This is a genomic window from Acidovorax sp. SRB_14 (assembly GCF_012932145.1).
Taxonomy (GTDB): domain Bacteria; phylum Pseudomonadota; class Gammaproteobacteria; order Burkholderiales; family Burkholderiaceae_C; genus Simplicispira.
Genome location: NZ_MWOK01000002.1, coordinates 181543 through 203251 on the forward strand (window position 1 = coordinate 181543; position 21709 = coordinate 203251).

Annotated in this window: 17 protein-coding genes and 1 tRNA gene; 4 read left to right on the top strand and 14 right to left on the bottom strand. The window is 67.9% G+C overall.

Annotation, left to right across the window (positions count from 1 at the left end; translation table 11 throughout):
• Positions 1 to 12 precede the first annotated feature (12 nt).
• From fabZ to rpsB, 12 genes are all read right to left on the bottom strand, one after another.
• A complete protein-coding gene (gene fabZ, locus B2J86_RS02775) occupies positions 13 to 453 on the bottom strand; it encodes a 3-hydroxyacyl-ACP dehydratase FabZ (RefSeq protein WP_169167219.1) in 441 nt (146 codons plus the stop codon).
• 16 nt (positions 454 to 469) lie between these two features.
• Positions 470 to 1447, bottom strand: a complete 978-nt coding sequence (lpxD, locus tag B2J86_RS02780; RefSeq protein ID WP_173024671.1) for a UDP-3-O-(3-hydroxymyristoyl)glucosamine N-acyltransferase — start codon at positions 1445 to 1447, stop codon at positions 470 to 472.
• 27 nt (positions 1448 to 1474) lie between these two features.
• Positions 1475 to 1993, bottom strand: coding sequence for an OmpH family outer membrane protein (locus B2J86_RS02785; protein WP_169167221.1), 519 nt, complete (start codon positions 1991 to 1993; stop codon positions 1475 to 1477).
• A complete protein-coding gene (gene bamA / locus B2J86_RS02790) occupies positions 1993 to 4290 on the bottom strand; it encodes an outer membrane protein assembly factor BamA (protein ID WP_173024672.1) in 2298 nt (765 codons plus the stop codon). Before bamA ends, B2J86_RS02785 begins: the two co-directional genes overlap by 1 nt.
• 45 nt (positions 4291 to 4335) lie before the next feature.
• Positions 4336 to 5697: an RIP metalloprotease RseP gene (gene rseP, locus B2J86_RS02795; protein ID WP_169167223.1), complete on the bottom strand. Its 1362-nt coding sequence runs from the start codon at positions 5695 to 5697 to the stop codon at positions 4336 to 4338.
• A 29-nt stretch (positions 5698 to 5726) separates the two neighbouring features.
• The gene (gene dxr, locus B2J86_RS02800) at positions 5727 to 6917 is read right to left on the bottom strand and encodes a 1-deoxy-D-xylulose-5-phosphate reductoisomerase (protein ID WP_173024673.1); all 1191 of its coding nucleotides are present in this window, start codon (positions 6915 to 6917) and stop codon (positions 5727 to 5729) included.
• A complete protein-coding gene (locus B2J86_RS02805; protein ID WP_169167225.1) occupies positions 6914 to 7768 on the bottom strand; it encodes a phosphatidate cytidylyltransferase in 855 nt (284 codons plus the stop codon). Before B2J86_RS02805 ends, dxr begins: the two co-directional genes overlap by 4 nt.
• Positions 7769 to 7776: 8 nt before the next feature.
• A complete protein-coding gene (gene uppS / locus B2J86_RS02810; RefSeq protein WP_256368385.1) occupies positions 7777 to 8520 on the bottom strand; it encodes a polyprenyl diphosphate synthase in 744 nt (247 codons plus the stop codon).
• Positions 8521 to 8531: 11 nt separating this feature from the next.
• Positions 8532 to 9089 carry a ribosome recycling factor gene (frr, locus tag B2J86_RS02815; RefSeq protein ID WP_169167226.1) on the bottom strand — a complete coding sequence of 186 codons (558 nt, stop codon included), beginning with the start codon at positions 9087 to 9089 and terminating at the stop codon, positions 8532 to 8534.
• Positions 9090 to 9151: 62 nt separating this feature from the next.
• Positions 9152 to 9874 (bottom strand): UMP kinase, encoded by a 723-nt coding sequence (gene pyrH / locus B2J86_RS02820; RefSeq protein ID WP_169167227.1) that lies wholly within the window; start codon positions 9872 to 9874, stop codon positions 9152 to 9154.
• A gap of 53 nt (positions 9875 to 9927) precedes the next feature.
• The gene (gene tsf, locus B2J86_RS02825) at positions 9928 to 10851 is read right to left on the bottom strand and encodes a translation elongation factor Ts (protein WP_169167228.1); all 924 of its coding nucleotides are present in this window, start codon (positions 10849 to 10851) and stop codon (positions 9928 to 9930) included.
• 96 nt (positions 10852 to 10947) lie between these two features.
• Complete coding sequence (rpsB, locus tag B2J86_RS02830) at positions 10948 to 11700, bottom strand: 30S ribosomal protein S2 (RefSeq protein ID WP_169167229.1); 753 nt, start codon at positions 11698 to 11700, stop codon at positions 10948 to 10950.
• 174 nt (positions 11701 to 11874) lie between these two features.
• On the opposite strand from rpsB, the gene B2J86_RS02835 reads away from it, so the two are divergent.
• Genes B2J86_RS02835 through B2J86_RS02845 form a run of 3 tightly spaced genes read left to right on the top strand, consistent with a single transcriptional unit; the run spans position 11875 to position 16131 of the window.
• Complete coding sequence (locus B2J86_RS02835; protein WP_169167230.1) at positions 11875 to 13245, top strand: amidase; 1371 nt, start codon at positions 11875 to 11877, stop codon at positions 13243 to 13245.
• A 49-nt stretch (positions 13246 to 13294) separates the two neighbouring features.
• Positions 13295 to 14545: an FAD-dependent oxidoreductase gene (locus B2J86_RS02840; protein WP_173024674.1), complete on the top strand. Its 1251-nt coding sequence runs from the start codon at positions 13295 to 13297 to the stop codon at positions 14543 to 14545.
• A gap of 59 nt (positions 14546 to 14604) precedes the next feature.
• A complete protein-coding gene (locus B2J86_RS02845) occupies positions 14605 to 16131 on the top strand; it encodes an NAD(P)H-hydrate dehydratase (protein ID WP_173024675.1) in 1527 nt (508 codons plus the stop codon).
• Between the two features lie 128 nt (positions 16132 to 16259).
• On the opposite strand, the gene rnr is transcribed toward B2J86_RS02845, so the two are convergent.
• Positions 16260 to 18596: a ribonuclease R gene (gene rnr, locus B2J86_RS02850; RefSeq protein ID WP_254067957.1), complete on the bottom strand. Its 2337-nt coding sequence runs from the start codon at positions 18594 to 18596 to the stop codon at positions 16260 to 16262.
• 34 nt (positions 18597 to 18630) lie between these two features.
• On the opposite strand from rnr, the gene B2J86_RS02855 reads away from it, so the two are divergent.
• Positions 18631 to 18715: transfer RNA gene (locus B2J86_RS02855), tRNA-Leu, on the top strand.
• Positions 18716 to 18855: 140 nt separating this feature from the next.
• Here B2J86_RS02855 and B2J86_RS02860 read toward each other — a convergent pair.
• Entirely contained in the window at positions 18856 to 21570 is a 2715-nt protein-coding gene (locus B2J86_RS02860; protein ID WP_254067958.1) for a DUF349 domain-containing protein, read from the bottom strand.
• Between the last annotated feature and the right edge of the window lie 139 nt (positions 21571 to 21709).

Sequence of the window (21709 nt, forward strand, 5' to 3'; positions counted from 1 at the left end):
ACCTCAGAAGCATCAGGCCACGGAGCGCATGGTGCACATGAGTTCGGCTTCGCAAGCCACTTCGTCACCCACGCTGGCCACACCCTTGAACTTCCAGATGCCACCACGCACGCGGTCGATGGTGATGGACAGGATCAGCTGGTCGCCCGGCTCTACCGGGCGCTTGAAACGCGCGCCGTCGATACCGACGAAATAGTAGATGTTGTTTTCATCTGGCACCTTGCCCATGGCATCAAAAGCCAACAGGCCCGCCGCCTGTGCCAACGCTTCGAGGATCAATACACCAGGCATCACAGGGCGACCGGGGAAATGCCCCATGAAATACGGCTCATTGAACGTGACGTTCTTGATGGCCTTGATGCGGGTGTTGCTCTCAAGCTCGATCACCTTGTCCACCAACAGAAACGGGTAACGGTGGGGCAGTTGCTTGAGAATTGCGTGGATATCCATCATCGAGTTGTTCTTCCGTTCATGCTGCCTTGAGGGCCTGCTCCAGCGCCTTGATGCGCTCGCGCAAGCTGTGCAGTTGTTTGAGTGTCGCAGCGTTCTTTTCCCAGCGCGCATTGTCGTCGATGGGGAACATGCCGGTGTACTGCCCAGGCCGGGTGAGCGAGCGGGTGACCACTGTGGCCGCAGAGATGTGCACGTTGTCCGCCAGCGTCAGATGCCCGAGCACGATGGCGCCGCCGCCGACCGTGCAATGCGCGCCGATGGTGGCGCTTCCGGCCACACCCACGCAGCCGGCCATGGCCGTGTGGCGGCCCACGCGCACGTTGTGGCCAATCTGCACGAGGTTGTCGAGCTTGACACCATCCTCGATCACGGTGTCCAGCAGTGCGCCGCGGTCGATGCAGGTGTTCGCGCCGATCTCGACATCGTCGCCAATGCGCACGGCGCCCAGCTGCTCGATCTTCACCCAGGCGCCGCCTTCGCTGGCAAAGCCAAAGCCATCAGCACCAATGACCACGCCCGCATGCACGATGCAGCGCGCGCCGATGTGGCAGTCCTCGCCCACGGTGACGCGCGACTTGAGCACGGTGCCCGCGCCCACGTGGGCGCCACGCTCCACGACGCACAAAGGGCCTATCGATGCACTGGGATGCACGAGGGCCGCGCTATCGACCACCGCGCTGGCATGCACTCCCGCCACCGGGGGCGGCGCGTGGTGTTTCTTCCAGAGCTGCGTGGCACGGGCGAAATACACATAGGGATCGTCCGCAACAATGCACGCGCCCCGCGCCAGCGCGGCATCTCGCAGCGCGGGCGCCACAATGACACAGGCCGCCTTGGAGGCGGCCAGTTGCTGCTGGTAGCGCGGGTTGCTCAGGAAGCTCAGGTCCCGGAGCCCCGCCACATCGAGCGGCGCAAGCCGATCGATGGGTAGGTCGGGGTCGGCTTCGAGGGTTCCGCCCAGTGCCTCGACGAACTGCGCAAGACGCAGGCTCACTGGGCCCCCACCGCACGCAGCCCGTGCTTACTTGCCGGACGCCGCATTGAGTGCCTTGAGCACCTTCTCGGTGATGTCGTGCTTGGGGTTGATGTACACGGCCTCTTGCAGGATCACGTCGTACTTTTCAGCTTCGGCCACCTGCTTGACCACCTTGTTGGCGCGCTCCAGCACCTGGCTGAGCTCTTCGTTCTTGCGCGCGTTCAGGTCTTCCTGGAACTCGCGGCGCTTGCGCTGGAAGTCGCGGTCCTGGTCCACCAGCTGGCGCTGGCGCGCGGTGCGCTGGCTCTCGGCCATGGTCGGGGCATCACGCTCGAACTTCTCGGTCGCAGCCTTCAGCGTGTTGCCTTGGTCGATCAGTTCCTTTTCGCGGCGGGAGAATTCCTGCTCCAGCTTGGCCTGCGCGGCCTTGGCGCTGTTGGCTTCCCGGAAGATGCGGTCGGTGTTGACAAAGCCAGCCTTGAACTCCTGCGCATGTGCCGGCGCAGCGGCCACCAGGGAACCCAAAAGCAGGGCCAGGGAAAAATGGCGAGAAAGAGATTTCATTAGAAGGACGTTCCAATCTGGAATTGCAGTTTCTGGATTCTATCGCCGGCGAACTTGCGCACCGGCTGGGCAAAGGCAATGCGCAACGGGCCCAGCGGGGATATCCAGCTCAAGCCGATTCCCGCGGACGCACGCATTTCACTGAAATTTACTTTCTCATGGTCGCCGTACACGTTGCCCACGTCGACGAAGGTGAACACGCGCAGCGTGCGATCATTGCCCGCGCCGGGGAAAGGCGCAATCAGTTCCGCATTGAGCGTGACTTTTTTCGGCCCACCCAGCGACGAGCCTGTCACGTCGCGCGGCCCCAGGGTGCCCTGGTCAAAACCCCGCACCGAACCCAGGCCGCCCGAATAGAAGTTCTTGAACACCGGGAAAGGACGGCCATTCATGCCCTTGCCCAGACCCAGCTCACCATTGAAGGCCAGGGTGAACTTCTTGTTCAGGGGGACATATTGCTGGTACTGGTAGTTGGCGCGCACATAGCGAGCGTCGCCAGCCACCGACCATTCGGAATTGAGGCGCTGGTAGCGGCCTGAATTGGGTGCCAGAGCACTGTCGCGGTCGTCGCGCGTCCAGCCAATGGTGAGCGGCACAGACGCGCTGGTGAAGCCAAAGCGGTCTGCATAGTCCAGGTAAGCGGCTGGGATGTTGGTACCTGGCTTGATTTGGGTCTGCTCCAGGCCACCACCGAAGAACACGGTATCGGTTTCGCTGAATGGGACGCCGAAACGCATGCTGGCGCCCGTGGTGACCAATTCGTAATTTCCGCCTTGGTCCTGGTACGGCTTGTCGGTGCGGTAATACAGGTCCAGCGTGCGCGAGACGCCATCCGGCGTGAAATACGGGTTGGTGGTGCTGAGCACCAGGGTGCGCCGGTACTTGCTGGTGTTGACTTCCACACCCAGGAAGTTGCCGGAGCCGAAGGCGTTTTCCTGCTTGATCGCAAAAGACAGGGCAATCTTTTCGGCGCTGGAGAAACCTGCGCCCAGTTGCAGGGAACCCGTGGGCTTTTCGGCCACGGTGATCAGCAAGTCCACCTGGTCGGGGGCGCCGGGCACTTCCTGCGTCTCCACATTGACCTCGGTGAAATAGCCCAGGCGGTCCACGCGGTCGCGCGAGAGCTTGATCTTGTCGCCGTCGTACCACGACGCCTCGAACTGGCGGAATTCGCGCCGCACCACTTCGTCGCGCGTGCGGTTGTTGCCAGCCACATTGATGCGCCTGACGTAAGCACGGCGCGCTGGCTCGGCCTGCAGCACGAAGGCGACGCGGTTGTTGGCGCGGTCGACCTCGGGCACGGCTTCGACCCGCGCGAACGCAAAGCCGAAATTGGCGAAATAGTCGGTGAAAGCTTTGGTGGTGGCCGCCACTTCGTCGGCGTTGTACGGCTCGCCCGGCCGGATGGTGACCAGCGACTTGAACTCGTCTTCGCGGTCGAGGTAGTTGCCTTCGAGCTTGACGCCCGAGACCACATAGCGCTGGCCTTCGGTGACATTCACGGTGACCGAGATATCCTGCTTGTCGGGCGAAATGGCCACCTGGGTGGAATCGATGCGGAACTCCAGATAGCCGCGCTGCAGGTAGTAGGAGCGCAGGGTTTCCAGGTCGGCATTGAGTTTGGTGCGTGCGTAGCGGTCGGACTTGGTGTACCAGCTCAGCCAGCCGCCGGTGTCCTGCTCGAACAGGCCCTTGAGCGTGGATTCGCTGAACGCCTGGTTGCCGACGATGCGGATGTCCTTGATGCGCGCCGGCTCGCCCTCGACCACGGTGAAGGTGAGGTTGACGCGGTTGCGCTCGATCGGTGTCACGGTCGTCACCACGTCGACTGCATAAAAACTCTTGTTCAGGTACTGGCGCTTGAGTTCCTGCTCGGCCCGGTCGGCCAGCGCCTTGTCGAACGGGCGCCCCTCGGCCAGACCGACGTCGCGCATGCTCTTCTTGAGCGCTTCCTTGTCGAATTCGCGCGCACCCGCAAAGTCCACATCGGCGATGGTGGGGCGCTCTTCGACCACCACCACGAGCACGTTGCCACTGGCTTCCAGCCGCACGTCCTTGAACAGCCCCAGCGCAAACAGCGCACGGATCGCTGCAGCGCCTTTTTCGTCGTTGTATTCATCGCCCACGCGCACCGGCATGGAGGCAAAGACGGTTCCCGGCTCGACGCGCTGCAGGCCCTCGACCCGGATGTCCTGGACCTTGAACGGCTCCAGGGCCCATGCCGCCTGGGCGGCAAAAATCATGGCGGCAACGGCTGACGCGGTGCGCACGCCAAAGCGATGGATGTGTTTTTTCATGAATGAAGCCGGTGCCGCCAAGGCCACACACTGGCGGACAGAAGATTAGCCAAAGAGCCGGGTGATATCGTTGAACAAGGCGATGGACATCATGAGCAGCAGCACCGCAATGCCGCCGCGCTGCAAGCGCTCCATCCAGGCGTCGGACACGGCCTTGCCGGTCACGCCTTCCCAAAGATAATACATCAGGTGCCCTCCGTCGAGGACGGGCAAGGGCAGCAGGTTCAGCACCCCCAGGCTGACGCTGATGAGCGCCAGAAACACCAGGTACTGCGTCAGCCCCATGCTGGCCGAGCGACCTGCGTAGTCGGCAATCGTCAGCGGTCCGCTCAGGTTCTTGAGCGATGCCTCGCCTACCACCATGCGGCCCATCATGCGCACGGTGAGCAAGGACACCTCCCAGGTGCGCGTGACCCCGCCCCACAGGCCCTCAAGCGGCCCATACTGCACCGTGGTGAATTGCGGCGCCGCGCCGACATAGGCGCCGATGCGGCCTATGGCGCCGGTGGCCTCCTGCAGCACATCGGGAGTGACCTCCAGGTCCAGCGCCTGCCCGCCGCGCTCCACGCGCCATGCCTGGGACAGGGGCTGCGCGCCGCGCACCGAAGCGCGTATCAGCTCGCGCAATTGCTGCCCATCCACCACGCTGGTGGCGCCGATGCGCAGCACGAGGTCTCCGGCGCGCAGGCCGGCACGCTGTGCCGCCCCCCCCTGCACCACCTCGCCGATGACCGGGCGCGTCCAAGGCCCCAGGATGCCGACCTTGCGCAGGAGTTGCGCGTCGGCCTGGCTCGCGTCGACCTGGTCCAACGGCAGCACCACCGAACGCAGCGCGGCGCCCGGCCGGGGCTCCAGCTCCAGCCGCACGGGCACGCCGTCGAGCGTGGCACGGGTGAGCAGCCAGCGCAGGTCCTCGAACGAGCGCACGGGGCGCGCATCGTCTGCGCCCAGAGCGGCGCTGCGCACCAGTTCGCCGCCGTGCAGTCCCGCCGATTGCGCGACCGAGCCTTCGACGGGGCTGGCCAGGTAGGCCATGGGCTCCTCGACTCCGCTCCAGTTGACGGCGGCATAGAGCACGATGGCCAGCAGCAGGTTGGCTGCCGGCCCGGCCGCGACGATGGCGGCGCGCGCGCGCAGCGGCTGGGCATTGAAAGCCAAGTGCCGCTCCTCGGGCGGCACCGGGGCCTCGCGTTCGTCGAGCATGCGCACATACCCGCCGAGCGGGAACGCACCGAGCACGAATTCGGTGGGCGAGTTCGGGGGCTGCCAGCGCAGCACCGACGGGCCGAAACCCACCGAAAAACGCAGCACCTTGACACCACAGGCCACGGCCACGCGGTAGTGGCCGTATTCGTGCACCGCGATCAACACCCCCAGTGCAACGATGAAAGCAACAGCGGTCAGCATGGTGGGCGCTCCAGGGTCAGGACCGGGATTCAGGTTGCCATGCGGCCCGCGCTGCGCAGCGCCGCAGCGCGCGCGCGCGCATCGAGGGCCAGCAAGGCTTCCAGGGAATCCGGATTGGACGGCTGCACAGCCTCCAAAGTTGCAAGGTTGACGGCGTGGATCTGGTCAAAGCGGATGCGTTGCTCCAGGAACTCGGCCACGGCCACCTCGTTGGCGGCATTGAGCACCGCCGTCGTGCCCGCCGGTGCGGCGAGCACCTCCCACGCCAGGCGCAGGCCCGGGAAGCGCTCGGGGTGGCCATGGTCGTCGATGGCCTCGAACGTCATGGCGCTGAGCGCATGAAAGTCCAGCGCCGCAGCCCCAGAGGCCACGCGCTCGGGCCAGGCCAGGCCGTACGCGATCGGCACGCGCATGTCGGGCGTGCCCAGTTGCGCGACGACCGACATGTCGCGGTACTGCACCATCGAATGGATGGTGCTTTGCGGGTGGATCACCACATCAAACTGCGCGGGCGCCAGGCCGAACAGGTAGCGCGCCTCGATCACCTCCAGCGCCTTGTTCATCATGGTGGCCGAGTCGATCGATATCTTGCGCCCCATGACCCAGTTGGGGTGGGCGCAGGCTTCGCTGGGCGTGACGTCGCGCAGGCTGCCCGACGCGCGCTGGCGAAACGGTCCGCCGGACGCCGTCAGGATGATCTTGTCCACGCGCTGCGCCCACATGGCGGGGTCTTCGGGCAGCGACTGGAAAATGGCCGAATGTTCGCTGTCGATCGGCAACAGCGTGGCGCCGCCCTCGCGCACGGCACGCAGGAAGACCTCGCCGCCGACGACCAGGGCCTCCTTGTTGGCCAGCAGCAGGCGCTTGCCGGCACGCGCGGCCGCCAGACAGGGCGCCAGGCCGGCCGCGCCGACGATGGCCGCCATCACGGCATCGACTTCTGAATGGGATGCTATCGTTTCAAGAGCATCCTGCGCCTGCAGAACCTGCGTTTCAAGCCCATTTACCTTGATTTTTTCGGCCAGCAAGCGGGCGTGCGGCGCGCTCGCCATCACGGCATAGCGCGGCTGGAACTGCGCGCATTGCGCCAGCATCAGGTCCACCTGGGTGCAAGCACTCAGCGCAAACACCTCAAAGCGCTCGGGGTGGCGCACCACCACGTCAAGCGTGCTGGTGCCAATCGAGCCGGTCGAGCCCAGAACCGTCAGGCGTTGTTTCATGCGTGTACTAGGGAATAGATCATCATTGCCAGCGGCAGCGTGGGCAACAGCGCGTCCACGCGGTCGAGCACGCCGCCGTGCCCCGGCAGCAGCCCGCTGCTGTCCTTGACCCCGGCGCTGCGCTTGATGAGCGACTCGACCAGGTCACCGACCACGCTCATCGCGGCCATGAACAGCACGGCCACCAGCAAGAGCCACCAGCCCTGGCGCACCAGGCGGGTATAGAAGCTGGGCACGGCGGCCTGCAGTGCGGCATCGGCGGCGACCCAGACCAGCGCCAGCAGCAGCACCCCCGCGATGCCGCCCCAGACGCCTTCCCAGCTCTTGCCGGGGCTGATGCTGGGCGCAAGCTTGTTTTTGGTGAAGCGCAGGCCAAAGGCGCGGCCCGCAAAGTACGCCGCGATGTCGGCAGCCCAGACCAGCAGCAGCACCGACAGCAAAAAGTTGACGCCGGCCATGCGCGCCTGCACCACAGCCAGCCAGGCCAGCCACAGCGCCAGCACGCCACCCACCAGCCGAAATGCGGCGGGAATGCGCGGCCAGCCTGGCACGCCCGCATGCAGCAGCCAGGCGCCGCCCAGAACCCACATTGCGCCGCCCACCACCCACAAGGCGGTCAGGGGGCGCTGCAGCCAGCCCAGGCTCCAGCTCAGGGCGCACAGTGCGACACAGGCTGCGCCCACAGCGCACGAAGCGGCCATACCCAGTGCATTCAGGCGCCCCCACTCCCAGGCGCCCGCCGCCATCAGCACCAGAACCACAGCGGCGAACGGCCAAGGCGACGGATAGAACAGTGCGGGCAGCAAAATCGCCAGCAATACCAGGGCAGTGATAACGCGCTGTTTCAGCATGGGGCCCTTCAGGTGCGCACCGCAGGCGGGTGCTCGGACACAACTTGGTCGGATGTTTTACCAAAGCGGCGCTCGCGCGCTTGGTAAGCGGCGATGGCGTTATCTAAATCTGCCTCGGCGAACTCCGGCCAGAGGCGGTCGCTGAACACCAGCTCGGAATAGGCGGCCTGCCATAGCAGAAAATTGCTCAGGCGCATCTCGCCGCCCGTGCGGATCAGCAGGTCGGGATCGGGCACATGGGCCAGGGCCATCGCCCCGTTGAGGCTGGCCTCGGTGATCGGTTCGCCGCGCGCCGCCAGCGTGGCCGCAGCCTGCGCGATATCCCAGCGCCCGCCATAGTTGAAGCACACGTTGAGCACCAGGCGGGTGTTGTGGGCGGTGCCGGACTCGGCCTGCTCAAGGCCCCGGCGCACCTTGTCGGACAGACCGGCGCGCTCGCCGACGAAGTGCAGGCGCACGCCATCGCGCCCCAGTTGCGGCACCTCGCGCGCCAGCGCCAGTGCCAGCAACTCCATGAGGCCGGAGACCTCGTCCGCGGGCCGGCTCCAGTTTTCAGAGGAAAACGCAAACACCGTGAGAACGCCGACGCCGCGGCGCGCACAGGCCTGGGCGCAGCGCCGCAGCGCATCGACGCCCTGCTGGTGCCCCGCCAAGCGCGGCAGGAAGCGGCGCTTGGCCCAGCGGCCGTTGCCATCCATGACGATGGCAATGTGGTGGGGCAGCCCCGGCGCGGGGGCAAGAGATGCGGGCAAGGCCGTCGGCCTCAGACGGCCATGATGTCGTGCTCTTTGGCAGCCACCAAGGCATCGATGGCGGCGATGTGCCGGTCGGTGACCTTCTGGATGTCCGCCTCGGCGCGTTTCTGGTCGTCTTCGGATGCGAGCTTGTCCTTGACCAGCTTCTTCACCGCCTCGTTGGCGTCGCGGCGCAGGTTGCGCACGGCAATCTTGGCCGATTCACCTTCGTTGCGCGCCAGTTTGGTCATTTCCTTGCGCCGCTCCTCGCTCATCGGCGGCATGGGCACGCGGATCAGGTCGCCCATCGAGGCCGGGTTCAGCCCCAGATCGCTTTCGCGGATGGCCTTTTCAATCTTGGCGCCCATGCCCTTCTCCCAGGGCTGGACGCTCAGCGTGCGGGCGTCGAGCAGCTGCACGTTGGCGACCTGGCTCAGCGGCACCATGGAGCCGTAGTAATCGACGTGGACCGAATCGAGCAGCGCCGGGCTGGGACGGCCGGTGCGGATCTTCAGCAGGTTGTTCTTGAACGCCGTGATGGACTGTTCCATCTTGGCTTCCATGTTGTTCTTGATATCGACAGTCATGTTTTCTCCTCAAGTCCGGGGCCTGCGTGCACGCCGCACACCGCGTGGCGCGCGCGCAGCCGTCAAGCGTAAACCAGCGTGCCTTCGTCTTCACCCATCACCACGCGCTTGAGCGCACCGGGCTTGACGATCGAGAACACCTTCACAGGCAGCTTCTGGTCGCGGCACAGGGCGAAGGCCGTGGCATCCATGATGCCCAGGTTGCGGGCCATGGCCTCGTCGAAACTGAGTTTCGTGTAGCGCGTGGCCGTGGGATCCTTGTGCGGATCGGCGGTATAAACTCCGTCCACCTTGGTGGCCTTGAGCACCAGCTCGGCACCGATTTCGGCGCCACGCAGCGCGGCCGCCGTGTCGGTGGTGAAAAAGGGGTTGCCGGTGCCGGCAGCGAACACCACCACCTTGCCTTCTTCGAGGTACTGCAGTGCCTTGGGACGCACATAGGGCTCGACCACCTGCTCGATGGAGATGGCCGACATCACGCGCGCGGTGACGCCTTGCTTGACCATGGCATCGGCCAGGGCCAGCGCGTTCATCACCGTGGCCAGCATGCCCATGTAGTCGGCGGTGGCGCGGTCCATGCCGACCGCCCCGCCCGCGACGCCGCGAAAGATATTGCCGCCACCGATCACCACGGCGACCTCGACCCCCATGCGGGTGACCTCGGCCACCTCTTCCACCATCCGGACAATGGTGGCGCGGTTGATGCCGAACGCATCGTCCCCCATCAGCGCCTCACCAGACAGCTTGAGCAAAATACGCTTGTAGGCTGGCGTAGCGATGGACATGGGGGATTCTCCGTGGGTCAGATGCGGTAAGGGATGGCGGCTGGGGTCTGCGATCAGGCGGAAGCCTTGGCGGCGGCGACCTGGGCGGCCACTTCGGCGGCGAAGTCGTCGACCTTCTTCTCGATGCCTTCACCGACGACGTAAAGGGTAAAGCCCTTGACGGTGGTGCCGGCGGCCTTGAGCATCTGCTCGACGGTCTGCTTGTCGTTCTTCACGAAGGGCTGGTTGAACAGCGAGACTTCCTTGAGGAACTTCTGCACGCCGCCCTCGATGCGCTTGGCCACGATTTCATCGGACTGCACGGGCTTGCCTGCGGATTCGGCAGCCTTCTTGTCTTCGTCGGCCTTGGCGGCTGCCACCGAGCGCTCTTTTTCGATCAGCTCGGCCGGCACGTCGGCGCTGGTCAGGGCCACGGGCTTCATCGCGGCGATGTGCATGGCCACGTCCTTGGCGGCCACTTCGTCGCCTTCGTACTCGACCACCACGCCGATGCGCGTGCCGTGCAGGTAAGACGCCAGCTTGCTGCCGCCCGAGAATTGCTTGAAGCGGCGGAACGACATGTTCTCGCCGATCTTGCCGATCAGGCCCTTGCGCACGTCTTCGAGCGTGGGACCGAAGCTGTCTTGCTCATAGGGCAGCGCGCCCAGGGCGGCCACGTCGGCGGGGTTGTGCTGGGCGATCAGGTCGGCAGCGGCCTGCACCAGGGCGATGAAGCTGTCGTTCTTCGTGACGAAATCGGTCTCGCAGTTCACTTCGACCAGTGCACCCGTGGTGCCGTTGATCGTACTGGCTACCACCCCTTCGGCGGTGACGCGCGAAGCGGCCTTGCCGGCCTTGCTGCCGAGCTTGACGCGCAGCAGCTCTTCGGCCTTGTCCATGTTGCCCTCGGCCTCGGTCAGGGCCTTCTTGCACTCCATCATGGGGGCGTCGGTCTTGGCGCGCAGTTCGGCGACCATGCTTGCGGTAATTGCAGCCATCTGTGTTTCTCCGTATTCAATTCAATCGGTTCAAGATAAAAAAAGGGGGCCAAATGAGCCCCTCTTTTTCTCGCGATGCTTCGCGCGGCCCGGGGCTTAGGCGGCGGATTCTTCCACTTCCACGAACTCGTCCGAGCCTTCGCTGACCACGGCCTTGGCGACGTCGTTGAGCGCATCGTTGCGGCCTGCGAGGATGGCATCGGCAATGGCGCGGGCATAGAGGTCCACGGCCTTGGCCGAGTCATCGTTGCCGGGGATCACGTAGTCGATGCCTTCGGGGGAGTGGTTGGTGTCGACCACGCCGATCAGCGGGATGCCCAGCTTCTTGGCTTCGGCGACGGCGATCTTGTGGAAGCCCACGTCGATCACGAAGATGGCGTCGGGCAGCGCGGCCATGTCCTGGATGCCGCCGATGTCCTTCTCCAGCTTCTCGATTTCGCGGGTGAACATGAGCTGCTCTTTCTTGCTCAGCGACTCGAGGCCCGCTTCTTGCTGGGCCTTCATGTCCTTGAGGCGCTTGATCGAAGTCTTCACGGTCTTGAAGTTGGTCAGCATGCCACCCAGCCAGCGCTGGTTCACGAAAGGCACGCCAGCGCGCGCGGCTTCGGCGGCAATGGTGTCGCGGGCCTGGCGCTTGGTGCCGACCATCAGGATCGTGCCGCGGTTGGCCGACAGCTGCTTGGCGAACTTGGCCGCGTCCTGGAGCATCGGCAGCGACTTTTCCAGGTTGACGATGTGGATCTTGTTGCGGTGGCCGAAGATGTACGGGGCCATCTTGGGGTTCCAGAAACGGGTCTGGTGACCGAAGTGGACACCGGCTTCCAGCATTTCGCGCATGGTAACGGACATGAGAATTCTCCAAAGGTTGGGTCTAAAATCCAGCCCTTCCATTGCGGCCCGCCAGGGGCAGCAACACCTTGATAGGGCTGGTTTGCTATTTGCCTTGCCAAAGCGCAGCCACCCCAAGCGCCACGCGCCACAAGCTTCCACGGTCCAGCAAAACCCAAAGATTCTAGCACAGCCATGCTCCAAGACATTGACACCACGCGGCGCATGCTGCAGGCACGCCAGACCAGCGCCACTGCCGAAATGGAGCGCTGCATCGCCGCAGCCCAGGCACCCGCGTGCGCGCCGGCATGGACGCGCACGCTGTTCGATGCGGCCCGCGCCACCGCGGCCGACCCAAAAGTGCAGCACCTGCCGCTGGCCGGCCTCGCGGTGTCGGTCAAGGATCTGTTCGACCTCCAGGGCCAGCCCACCCCGGCCGGCAGCGTGGTGCTGGCCGACGCCCCCGCCGCACAGGCCGACTGCGCTGCCGTGGCGCGGCTGCGCGCGGCCGGCGCGGCCCTCATCGGGCGCACGCACATGGTCGAGTTCGCCTTTTCGGGCGTCGGCACCAACCCGCACTGCGCTACGCCGGCCGCCTGGGACGCGCGCAGCGGCGCGCTGCCCGGACCGGCCCGCGTGCCGGGCGGCTCCTCGTCGGGTGCGGGCGTGTCGGTGGCCACGGGCGCGGCCTTCATCGGGCTGGGTTCGGACACCGGCGGCTCGATCCGCATTCCGGCCGCGCTCAACGGCATCGTCGGCTTCAAGAACACGGCCCGGCTCGTGCCGACCACGGGCGCCGTGCCGCTGTCTTCGACGCTCGACACCGCCTGCGCCGTGACGCGCTCCGTGCGCGACGCGGTCACCGCGCACGAGATCCTGGCGGCGCGGCGCGTGACGCGCAGCCCGGCGCCGCTGTCGGCATGGCGGCTGGCGGTGCCCCAGAGCGTTTTTCTCGATGGACTGGACCCGACCGTGGCCCACGCCTTCGCGCGCACGCTCGACACCTTGCGCCAGGCCGGCGCGCCCATTGTGGAAATGGCTTTGCCCGAGGTGGGCGAACTGGGTGACATGCAGGCCAACGGCAGCCTCTCCGCCGCCGAAAGCCATGCCTGGCACCGCCAGCTACTGGCGGCGCGCGGCGATCGTTATGACCCGCGCGTGCGCAGCCGCATCGAACGCGGCGCCACCATGCTGGCAGCCGACTACATCGACCTGCTGCGCGCACGCCGCGACTGGATCGCGCGCATGGAGACCGCCATGGCCGGGTTCGACGCCCTGCTCTCGCCCACCGTGCCCATGGTGGCGCCCCCCATCGCCTTGGTCGCTCCCGCCGACGGCCGGGACCCGGACCACGACGCGGAACGCGATGCCGCGTTCTTCAGCGCCAACGCCCTACTGCTGCGCAACACCAGCGTGGTCAACATGCTCGACGGCTGCGCGCTGTCGCTGCCCTGCCACGTGGCCGGGGAACTGCCCGTGGGGTTGATGGTCTGGCATGCTGCACTGCACGATGATGCGGTGCTTAATGTGGGCCTGCAGGCCGAGAAAATACTACAAAAACAATAGCTGCTAGCGCAGGACTGCATTGCGCTAGAGGCCAAAAACACCCTCATTCATGAACATTGCCATTGTGGGCGCCGGCATCGTCGGTGTCACCACTGCGTACGAGCTTGCCCGCGACGGGCACAGCGTGAGCGTCTTTGAAGCGCGCAGCAGCGCCGCCGAAGAGGCCAGCTTTGCCACCGGCGCACTGCTGGCGCCCGGCCCCCTCGTACCCTGGGCGGCCCCGGGCGCGACCCAAGGCCCCTCCGTCTGGGGCGCACGGGCCACGCTGCGCCTGGGGCGTGCGCTGTCCTGCACCGACCTGGACTGGCTGCGCCGCTGGCGCCGCGCGGCGCGCGCCTACGCACACAGCGCCACACCTCAGCCGCCGCTGCAGGCGCTGGAGCGCCTGGCGCGCTACAGCCACGCCCGGCTCCATGCGCTGTCCGATGCGCTGGAGCTGCAGTTCGAACGCAGCACCGGCATGCTGCTGCTGCTGCGCACGCCCGCCGACGCCACGGCGCTGCAGCCCGTCGTGCAGGCGCTGCGCGACGCCGGCACCGTGGCCCACGAAATCGATGCCGATGCCGCCCGCCGCATCGAGCCCGGCCTCTCGAGCGAGACCCCGCTGGCCGGCGCCCTGCACCTGCCCGGCGGCGAGGCCGGCAACTGCCGCCAGTTCGCCCTGCTGCTGCGCCAGGCCGCGCAGCAGCTCGGCGCGCAGTTCCACTTCAACACCCGCATCACCGCACTGGCCCACACGCCGGCCGGCGTGCAGGTGCAGGGCGAAGCCACCGCGCGGCGCTTCGATGCGGTGGTGCTGTGCGCGGGCGTCGCCTCCGCTGCCCTGCTGCGCCCGCTGGGCCTGCGCCTGCCGCTGGTGGCGCTGCACGGCTGCTCGATCAGCGCGCCCCTGCGCGAGGCCCTGCACGCGCCGCACAGCGCGGTCGTCGATGCGCGCCACCAGGCCAGCATCGTGCGCCTGGGCCAGCGCGTGCGCGTCAGCGGCGGCGCCGAACTCGGGCGCCGCGGCACCGATCCGCACGGCGCCACGCTGCGCATGCTCTACCGGGTGCTGAGCGACTGGTTTCCGGGCGGCGCCCAGCTTTCGGGCAGCCTGCAGATCTGGCGCGGCGCCCGCCCCACCCTGCCCGACGGCCCCCCCGTGGTCGGCGCCAGTGGCCGGCCCGGGCTGTGGCTCAACCTCGGCCACGGCGCCAGCGGCTGGGCCCTGGCCTGCGGCAGCGCCCGGGCGCTGGCGGACGCCGTGGCCGGGCGCGCGCCCGACGTCAGCCTCGACGGGCTGGACGCCCAGCGTTTTTGAGCGCGCCGGCCACGGGCCCAAAGGCACAATGCGGTTTTCGTCCCCAACCCGCACCGCCCATGCACCGCATCACGCCCGGCCACGCGCGCCCGCTATTTGGCACGGCCGCCACGCAGCGCATCGAACGCCTGTGCGCCACCCCGCTGCCCGCACACACGCTGATGCAGCGCGCGGGCCTCGCCGTGGCGCACCTGGCACGGGCGCTGGCGCCGCACGCGCGCACGGTCTGGATCGCCTGCGGCCCGGGCAACAACGGGGGCGACGGCCTGGAAGCCGCCATCCACCTGCACCGGCACGGGCTGCAGGTGGTGGTGACATGCTTGGGCACCCCTGAACGGGCCCCCGAAGACGCGCGGCAAGCGTGGCAGCGCGCACGCGCCGCCGGGGTGCCATTCAGCGACGGCGCGCCGGCGCAACTGGGCCAGAACGACCTGTGCATCGACGCCCTGCTCGGACTGGGCCTGGCGCCCGGCGACCGCCGCGCCGCGCCCGACCCGCAGAGCCCGCTGCTGAGCGTGCTGCGGCAACTGCGCCGCAGCGCAGCCCCGCTGCTGGCCGTGGACCTGCCGAGTGGCCTGCAGGCGGACACCGGCCAGTACGCCCCCGGGTTTGCTGCCGACACCCCACCGGATGCCGTGGCGCCGGCCGCGCGCCACACGCTGAGCCTGCTGACGCTCAAACCCGGGCTGTTCACCGGCGCGGGGCGCGATGCCGCAGGCACGGTCTGGTTCGACGACCTGGCCTGCGACCCCGGCGGGGAGCCCGCCAGCGCCTGGCTGGCCGGCCCGCCGCCCGCCGCGGCGCGCCCCCATGCCAGCCACAAAGGCAGCTACGGCGATGTGGCCGTGGTCGGCGGCGAGGGTCTGCAGGCCCGTGGCATGGGCATGTCGGGCGCAGCGCTGCTGGCGGGCCGCGCGGCACTGCACAGCGGCGCGGGCCGTGTGCTGCTGGCCCCGCTCGATGCCGGCAGACTGGAGCTCGATCCGCAGCAGCCCGAGCTGATGCTGCGCCATTTCGGCGTGCTGCCCCTGGAGCACCTCACGGTGGTGTGCGGCTGCGGCGGCGGCGAAGCGGTGCGCGCCGTGCTGGCGCCGGTGCTGGCGCGCGCGCCGCGCCTGGTGCTGGACGCCGACGCGCTCAATGCGGTGGCCGCCGACACGGCGCTGCAGGAAGCGCTGGGCGCGCGCGCGCAGCGTGGCCAGAGCACGGTGCTCACCCCCCACCCCCTGGAAGCCGCACGCCTGCTGGGGCAGGAGACGGCCGAGGTGCAGGCGCACCGGCTGGCGGCGGCACAGCGGCTGGCCGAGCGCTTCGCCTGCGCCGTGGTGCTCAAGGGCTCGGGCACCGTGGTGGCCGCGCCCGGACGGGCGCCCCACATCAACCCCACCGGCAACGCGCGGCTGGCCACCGCGGGCACGGGCGACGTGCTGGCCGGCATGGTGGGCGCGGGCCTGGCCGGCGGTGCCAGCGCACCGCAGGCCGCCGTGGCCGCCGTGTTCGCGCATGGGCTCGCCGCCGACCAGTGGCCCGCAGAGCAGGCCCTGACCGCCAGCCGGCTGGCGGTCCATGGCATGGGATTTGAATAAAAAAGGCCTCTAACGCTTTCTGGTAAAGCGCTGGCAGCTATATTTTATGTAGCACACCCATCGGAAGCCCGTGCCGGCGGCGCAGCCCCGGCACGCGGCGGGCGCGGCGCCGCCATCGCCACGCCACCTCAGGAGCGCGTGCCGCGCCCTTTGCCCTTCGCCCCCTTGGCGGGCCTGTCCCCGTCGCCGGCCTGGGCCGCCTTGGTGAGCAACGCCGCCTTCTGAGTGGAAGGCTTGCCGGGCTTGCGGTAGACCTCCGGCTCCTCCAACTCCAGGTGCTCGGGGACGGCAGGCGAGGCCGGCGCTTCCGGCGCCGCTGCATGGTGCCGCTCCCCCTTGCCTGCGCCGCGCCCGCCGAAGCGGTCCTTGGACGACCGCGGGGACACGACCTCGCCGTCGGTCACCAGGCGGAAGTCGATGCGCCGCCCGTCCAGATCGACGCGGCTGACCTGCACCCGCACCCGCGTGCCGATGGCATAGCGCGTGCCGCTGCGCTCACCGCGCAGCTCCTGGCGGGCTTCATCGAACTTGAAGTACTCGCCGCCCAGCTCGGTGATGTGCACCAGGCCTTCGACGTACATCGCGTCCAGCGTCACAAACACACCGAAGCTCGTGGCCGAGCTGACCACGCCGCTGTACTCCTCGCCCAGGTGCTCGCGCATGTACTTGCACTTGAGCCAGGCTTCCACGTCGCGGCTGGCCTCGTCGGCGCGGCGCTCGTTGGCGCTACAGTGCAGGCCGGCGGCCTCCCAGGCCTGGGTTTCGACCAGCGCGGCGCCGGTTTCCTTCTTGCGCGGCTTCTCGCCGGGCGCCGTGGGCGGCGCCACGCGGGCCGCCAGGCGCTTGGCCAGCTTGGCGTGCGCCTCACCCGGCGTGGGCAAGGCCGGCAGGCGGTACTTGGTGTTGCCGAGGATGGCCCTGATGACGCGGTGCACCAGCAGATCCGGGTAGCGCCGGATGGGGCTGGTGAAGTGCGTATAGGCCTCGAATGCCAGGCCGAAGTGGCCGCTGTTGGCCGGCGTGTAGATCGCCTGTTGCATGGAGCGAAGCAGCATGGTGTGGATCTGCTGCGCGTCAGGCCGCTCCTTGGTGGCCTCGGCGATGGCCTGGAACTCGGCCGGGCGCGGGTTGTCGCCGATCGTCATGCCCACGGCCATGGCCTTGAGGTAGTTGCGCAGGATGTCCTGCTTTTCCGGCGTGGGGCCTTCGTGCACGCGGTACAGGCCGTGCTGCTTGCCTTGCGCGATGAAGTCGGCGCTGCAGACGTTGGCGGCCAGCATGGCCTCTTCGATGAGCTTGTGCGCATCGTTGCGCGTGCGCGGAACGATCTTTTCGATGCGGCCGTTCTCGTCGCAGACGATCTGCGTCTCGGTGGTCTCGAAGTCCACCGCGCCGCGCTCGCGCCGCGCGATCAGCAGGGCGCGGTACACGTCGTGCAGGTTCAGCAGGTCGGGCACGCGCTCCTTGCGCTTGGCGGCCTCGGGGCCGCGCGTGTTGGCCAGAATGGCCGCCACCTCGGTGTAGGTCATGCGCGCATGGCTGAACATCACGGCCGGGTAGAACTGGTAGGCGTGCACCTCGCCTTTGGCGTTGACCAGCATGTCGCAGACCATGCACAGGCGCTCGACATCGGGGTTGAGCGAACACAGCCCGTTGGAGAGCTTCTCGGGCAGCATGGGAATCACGCGGCGCGGGAAGTACACGCTGGTGGCGCGCTCGTAGGCGTCGATGTCGATGGCGCTGCCGGTTTGCACATAGTGGCTCACGTCGGCAATGGCCACCAGCAGGCGCCAGCCCTTGCCGCGCCCGACCTTGGCGGGCTCGCAGTAGACGGCATCGTCGAAGTCGCGCGCGTCTTCGCCGTCGATGGTCACCAGCGGCACATCGGTCAGGTCTACGCGCTGGCGCTTGTCCTGCACGCGCACCTTGTCCGGCAAAGCCGAGGCCTCGGCCAGGCAGGCCTCGGAAAATTCGTGCGGCACGCCGTACTTGCGCACCGCGATCTCGATCTCCATGCCGGGGTCGTCGACCTCGCCGAGCACTTCGGTGATGCGCCCCACGGGCTGGCCAAACAGCGCGGGCGGCTCGGTGAGTTCCACCACCACCACTTGGCCCGGCTTGGCCATGGCCAGCGCGCCCGATGGGATCAGCACATCCTGGCCGTAGCGCTTGTCTTCGGGCGCGACCAGCCAGACGCCGCTTTCCTGCAGCAGGCGGCCGATGATGGGCTGCGGCGGGCGCTCGATGATCTCGACCACACGGCCTTCGGGCCGGCCACGCCGGTCCTGGCGGACGATGCGCACGCGCACACGGTCCTTGTGGAGCACGGCACGCATCTCGTTGGGAGGCAGGAAAATGTCGACTTGGCCGTCGTCGCGGATCAGATACCCGTGGCCATCGCGGTGCCCCTGCACACTGCCTTCAATTTCGTCCGAAGAATGCGCAGGACTTGTGCTGGAATTCATTTTTTTACTATACAATCTTAGACTTTCCTGAAATGCCCAGGTGGCGGAATTGGTAGACGCACTAGTTTCAGGTACTAGCGAGTAACATCGTGGAGGTTCGAGTCCTCTCCTGGGCACCAAAACACTGAAAAGCCGTTGCACATGCAACGGCTTTTTTGCTTTCTGGTCCGTGCCCCCCTCAAAACCCCGGGGCACGCTCGACAGGCATGCCAAGCGCTCCCAGGGAACGCACGCCCGCTCACGCGGGCCTGCGGCTGTGTCACTGCTTGCGCAGCAGCGCCTTCAACACGTTTTGCAGACGGCGCGCGCTGGCGGCGTCGCTCGCACTGGCAAATACCGTGGCCGCGTCCTGGCCCCAGGTTTCGGTGGGGGCCGGGTCGTTGCGGCGCGTGAGCAGCTGCAGCTGCAGCATGCGGCGCGCCGACAGGTGCTCGGCCGGCGTCGGCGCTTCCGCAGCGATTTCCAGCCGCAGCAGCGCTTGCGAGGCGTCGCCCGCAGGCGCCTTGCCCAGCGCCTGCGTCCAGGCGCCCCGCACGGCGGGCGTCACGCGGCCACCGATTTCCTGCACCGAAGGCAGCAACGCGGCATCGCGCTTTTCCCAGGCGGTGAGCAGCTGCGTCAGCGCCTCGCCATGGGCCTGGGCAGCGAGCTTCTTGAGTGCCTGCTGCGCATGCTCCATGGCATCGCGCTGGGCCCGGAATGCCGCATCACCAAGGCGCGGGCCACGGTCTTCGTAGGCCGGGCGGTCGCCAAAGCGGCCGCTGCGCATATCGTCGCGCGGACCGCGCGCGTCGGGCCGGCCGGCATCGCGGCCCGCACGGGCGTCGCGCCGGTCGCCGGGACGGCCACCACGGCCCAGCGCTGTCGGAGCCTCCTTGCGCATACCGGGGCGGTCGTCGCCCCGCACCGCCACGACCGGACGTGCCAGAGGCTTGAGCGCAGGCGCAGGTGCCGCGCCCTCCGCCGAGGCCTCGGCACCGGATTCGGCGTCGGGTGCGGATTCCACTTCGGTTTCGATAGCTGCCTGCGCTTCACTGGCGGGCGCTGGTGTCTGATTCGGCTTGGATTTCTCCTTCGCATCGGCTTCTGCCCGCTCCTGCGCCTGGCCGCGCAGAGCGGCCTCAAGCGCCGCCATCGCAGCGCGAATCTGCTGGACATCGCCCGTGGCGTTGGCCGCGTCGAGCGCCTTGGCCGCATCAAGCACGGCGCGGTCGCGCGCCGCGGGTTCGCCCGCGCCCTTCTCGCGCTCGGCGGTCTTGCGGTTGAAGGCCTCGTCGATGGGCTTGCGGAAGGCATCCCAGAGCTTTTGCTCGTGCTTGCGGTCCAGCGGCACGCCTTGCGCCTCGGCCTGCCAGCGCTGCTGCAGGGCCTTAATGGCGTCGATGCGCAGCGTGGGTGCGGCGCCCAGCGCGCCGGCCTCTTCGATCATGGCGTGGCGGCGGGCCAGGCTGTCCTTTTGCGCGGCTTCGAGCGGCGCGGCGGCGGCGGCAATGGCCTGCTTCCACAGCGGCTGCAGCTCGGCAAAGATTTTTTCGCCGACATGGCCGCCGGCGCGCCAGCGGTCGCCAAACTGGTGCAGGGCCCGGTTGACGGCCTTCCAGTCGCCCGAGGCGGCCGGGGTCTCGGCCCAGGCCTTGACCTCGTCGATCAGTGCCATGCGCTGCGCCTTGTGCTCGGCGGCGTCGGTGCGCACCTTGTCGAGCCAGGCTTCCACGACCTTGTGCGCGGCATTGCAGGCTTCATCGAATTTCTTCCACAGGCCATGGTTGGGCGTACCGCCCTGGTCGGCCTGCTTCCATTGCTCGCGCAGCTGGCGCAGCGTTTCCTGCATCTTGCGCCCGCCAAGCGACTGGCCCTCAGGGCGCTTGAGCAGGGCCTCGGCCTTGGCCACCAACTCCTCGCGCACCTGGTCCGCGCTCCAGCGCTGCCAGCCTTCGAGCTCACCGGCCGCCACCAGCGCGGCATGCACCTGTTGTTCGAGCGCTGCGTCGATGTGCCGGCCATGCTCCTTGAGCACGCCGCGCAGCGCCGCCGCCGCGCCCACGCTGGCCTTGCCATGGCCTTCGGCCGTTTCCTGCTCCAGCTTGGCCAGCGCGTCGCGCACGGCTTGCCCGGCCTTGGCAACCACGGCCGGGTCGGCCTTGGGTTTGGGCGCACGGGCCGGGCGTTCGACCGCAGCGGGCGCTTCGACAGGCACGCCGCGGGCGATGCGCAGTTCATCGGCCCACACGGGCACAGGCGGCAGCGCGGCCTGGGCGTCTTCTGCCGCCGCCACGGCCTGGGCCACGGCGGGCTGGAAGGCATCCCAGACCACGAGCAGCTGCGTGCGCGACGCATCGAGCAGCGGCGGAAAGCGCGCTTCCACGCTGGCCCAGCTGGGATCGCCCGAGAGGGCCTCGGCCTGGTCTTGCCAGTGCTGCACGTCGGCGCGCAGCACCTCCAGCGCTGCCTGCGCATCGCGCCAGGACTTGGTCGACAGCACTTCGATGCGCTGGGCCAGCAGCACGGCGGCCTCGCGCTGCACCTGCACTCGGTGCTGGAGGTCTTCGATCACCTTGACGCGGTCGGCCAGCTGCACCTTGAGCAGCGACAGCGGCTCGCGCGACAGCGGTGCACCGGCTTTGGCCGCATCGCGCTGCCAGGCCAGGGCGTCGGCAATGTTGAGCTTGGAGGCGGCCAGCAGTGCCTGGGCCTTGTCGGCCCATTCGGCCGCGATGGCTTCCTGGTTCTTGGCGCGGCGCAATTCGTCGATGCGCTCGCGCACCGCGCGGGCCGCGCCCTTGTCGCGGCCGCTGAGCTCCTTGAACACTTCCTGCAACTGCTCAGGCGCGGGCTGCGTGGTGAGCCATTCGCGGATGCGCGAGGCGCGCTCACCCGACGTGGCGGCCGAAAAGGCGCCACCGGTCAGCGCGTCGAGCGGGTGCGCTTCGGGAGTTTTGGCGGGGGCCGGATGGGTTTCGGGTGCGTCGGACATTGTGTTGCGGGAGAGAAAAGGAAACATGGATTCAGTCGGGAACGGACGCGCGGGAACAGCCCCGGGCGCGGCCACCATCGCTACGGAGATTCAGCGTCTGGATGGTAGGCCAAACGGCTATTTTCGCTGGTATTTGATC

Excerpts from the sequence above, each read along its gene's own strand:
- fabZ (WP_169167219.1), bottom strand. The coding sequence starts at position 453 with ATGATGGATATCCACGCAATTCTCAAGCAACTGCCCCACCGTTACCCG.
- B2J86_RS02785 (WP_169167221.1), bottom strand. The coding sequence starts at position 1,993 with ATGAAATCTCTTTCTCGCCATTTTTCCCTGGCCCTGCTTTTGGGTTCC.
- bamA (WP_173024672.1), bottom strand. The coding sequence starts at position 4,290 with ATGAAAAAACACATCCATCGCTTTGGCGTGCGCACCGCGTCAGCCGTT.
- rseP (WP_169167223.1), bottom strand. The coding sequence starts at position 5,697 with ATGCTGACCGCTGTTGCTTTCATCGTTGCACTGGGGGTGTTGATCGCG.
- dxr (WP_173024673.1), bottom strand. The coding sequence starts at position 6,917 with ATGAAACAACGCCTGACGGTTCTGGGCTCGACCGGCTCGATTGGCACC.
- B2J86_RS02805 (WP_169167225.1), bottom strand. The coding sequence starts at position 7,768 with ATGCTGAAACAGCGCGTTATCACTGCCCTGGTATTGCTGGCGATTTTG.
- frr (WP_169167226.1), bottom strand. The coding sequence starts at position 9,089 with ATGACTGTCGATATCAAGAACAACATGGAAGCCAAGATGGAACAGTCC.
- pyrH (WP_169167227.1), bottom strand. The coding sequence starts at position 9,874 with ATGTCCATCGCTACGCCAGCCTACAAGCGTATTTTGCTCAAGCTGTCT.
- tsf (WP_169167228.1), bottom strand. The coding sequence starts at position 10,851 with ATGGCTGCAATTACCGCAAGCATGGTCGCCGAACTGCGCGCCAAGACC.
- rpsB (WP_169167229.1), bottom strand. The coding sequence starts at position 11,700 with ATGTCCGTTACCATGCGCGAAATGCTGGAAGCCGGTGTCCACTTCGGT.
- B2J86_RS02835 (WP_169167230.1), top strand. The coding sequence starts at position 11,875 with ATGCTCCAAGACATTGACACCACGCGGCGCATGCTGCAGGCACGCCAG.
- B2J86_RS02840 (WP_173024674.1), top strand. The coding sequence starts at position 13,295 with ATGAACATTGCCATTGTGGGCGCCGGCATCGTCGGTGTCACCACTGCG.
- B2J86_RS02845 (WP_173024675.1), top strand. The coding sequence starts at position 14,605 with ATGCACCGCATCACGCCCGGCCACGCGCGCCCGCTATTTGGCACGGCC.
- rnr (WP_254067957.1), bottom strand. The coding sequence starts at position 18,596 with ATGAATTCCAGCACAAGTCCTGCGCATTCTTCGGACGAAATTGAAGGC.
- B2J86_RS02860 (WP_254067958.1), bottom strand. The coding sequence starts at position 21,570 with ATGTCCGACGCACCCGAAACCCATCCGGCCCCCGCCAAAACTCCCGAA.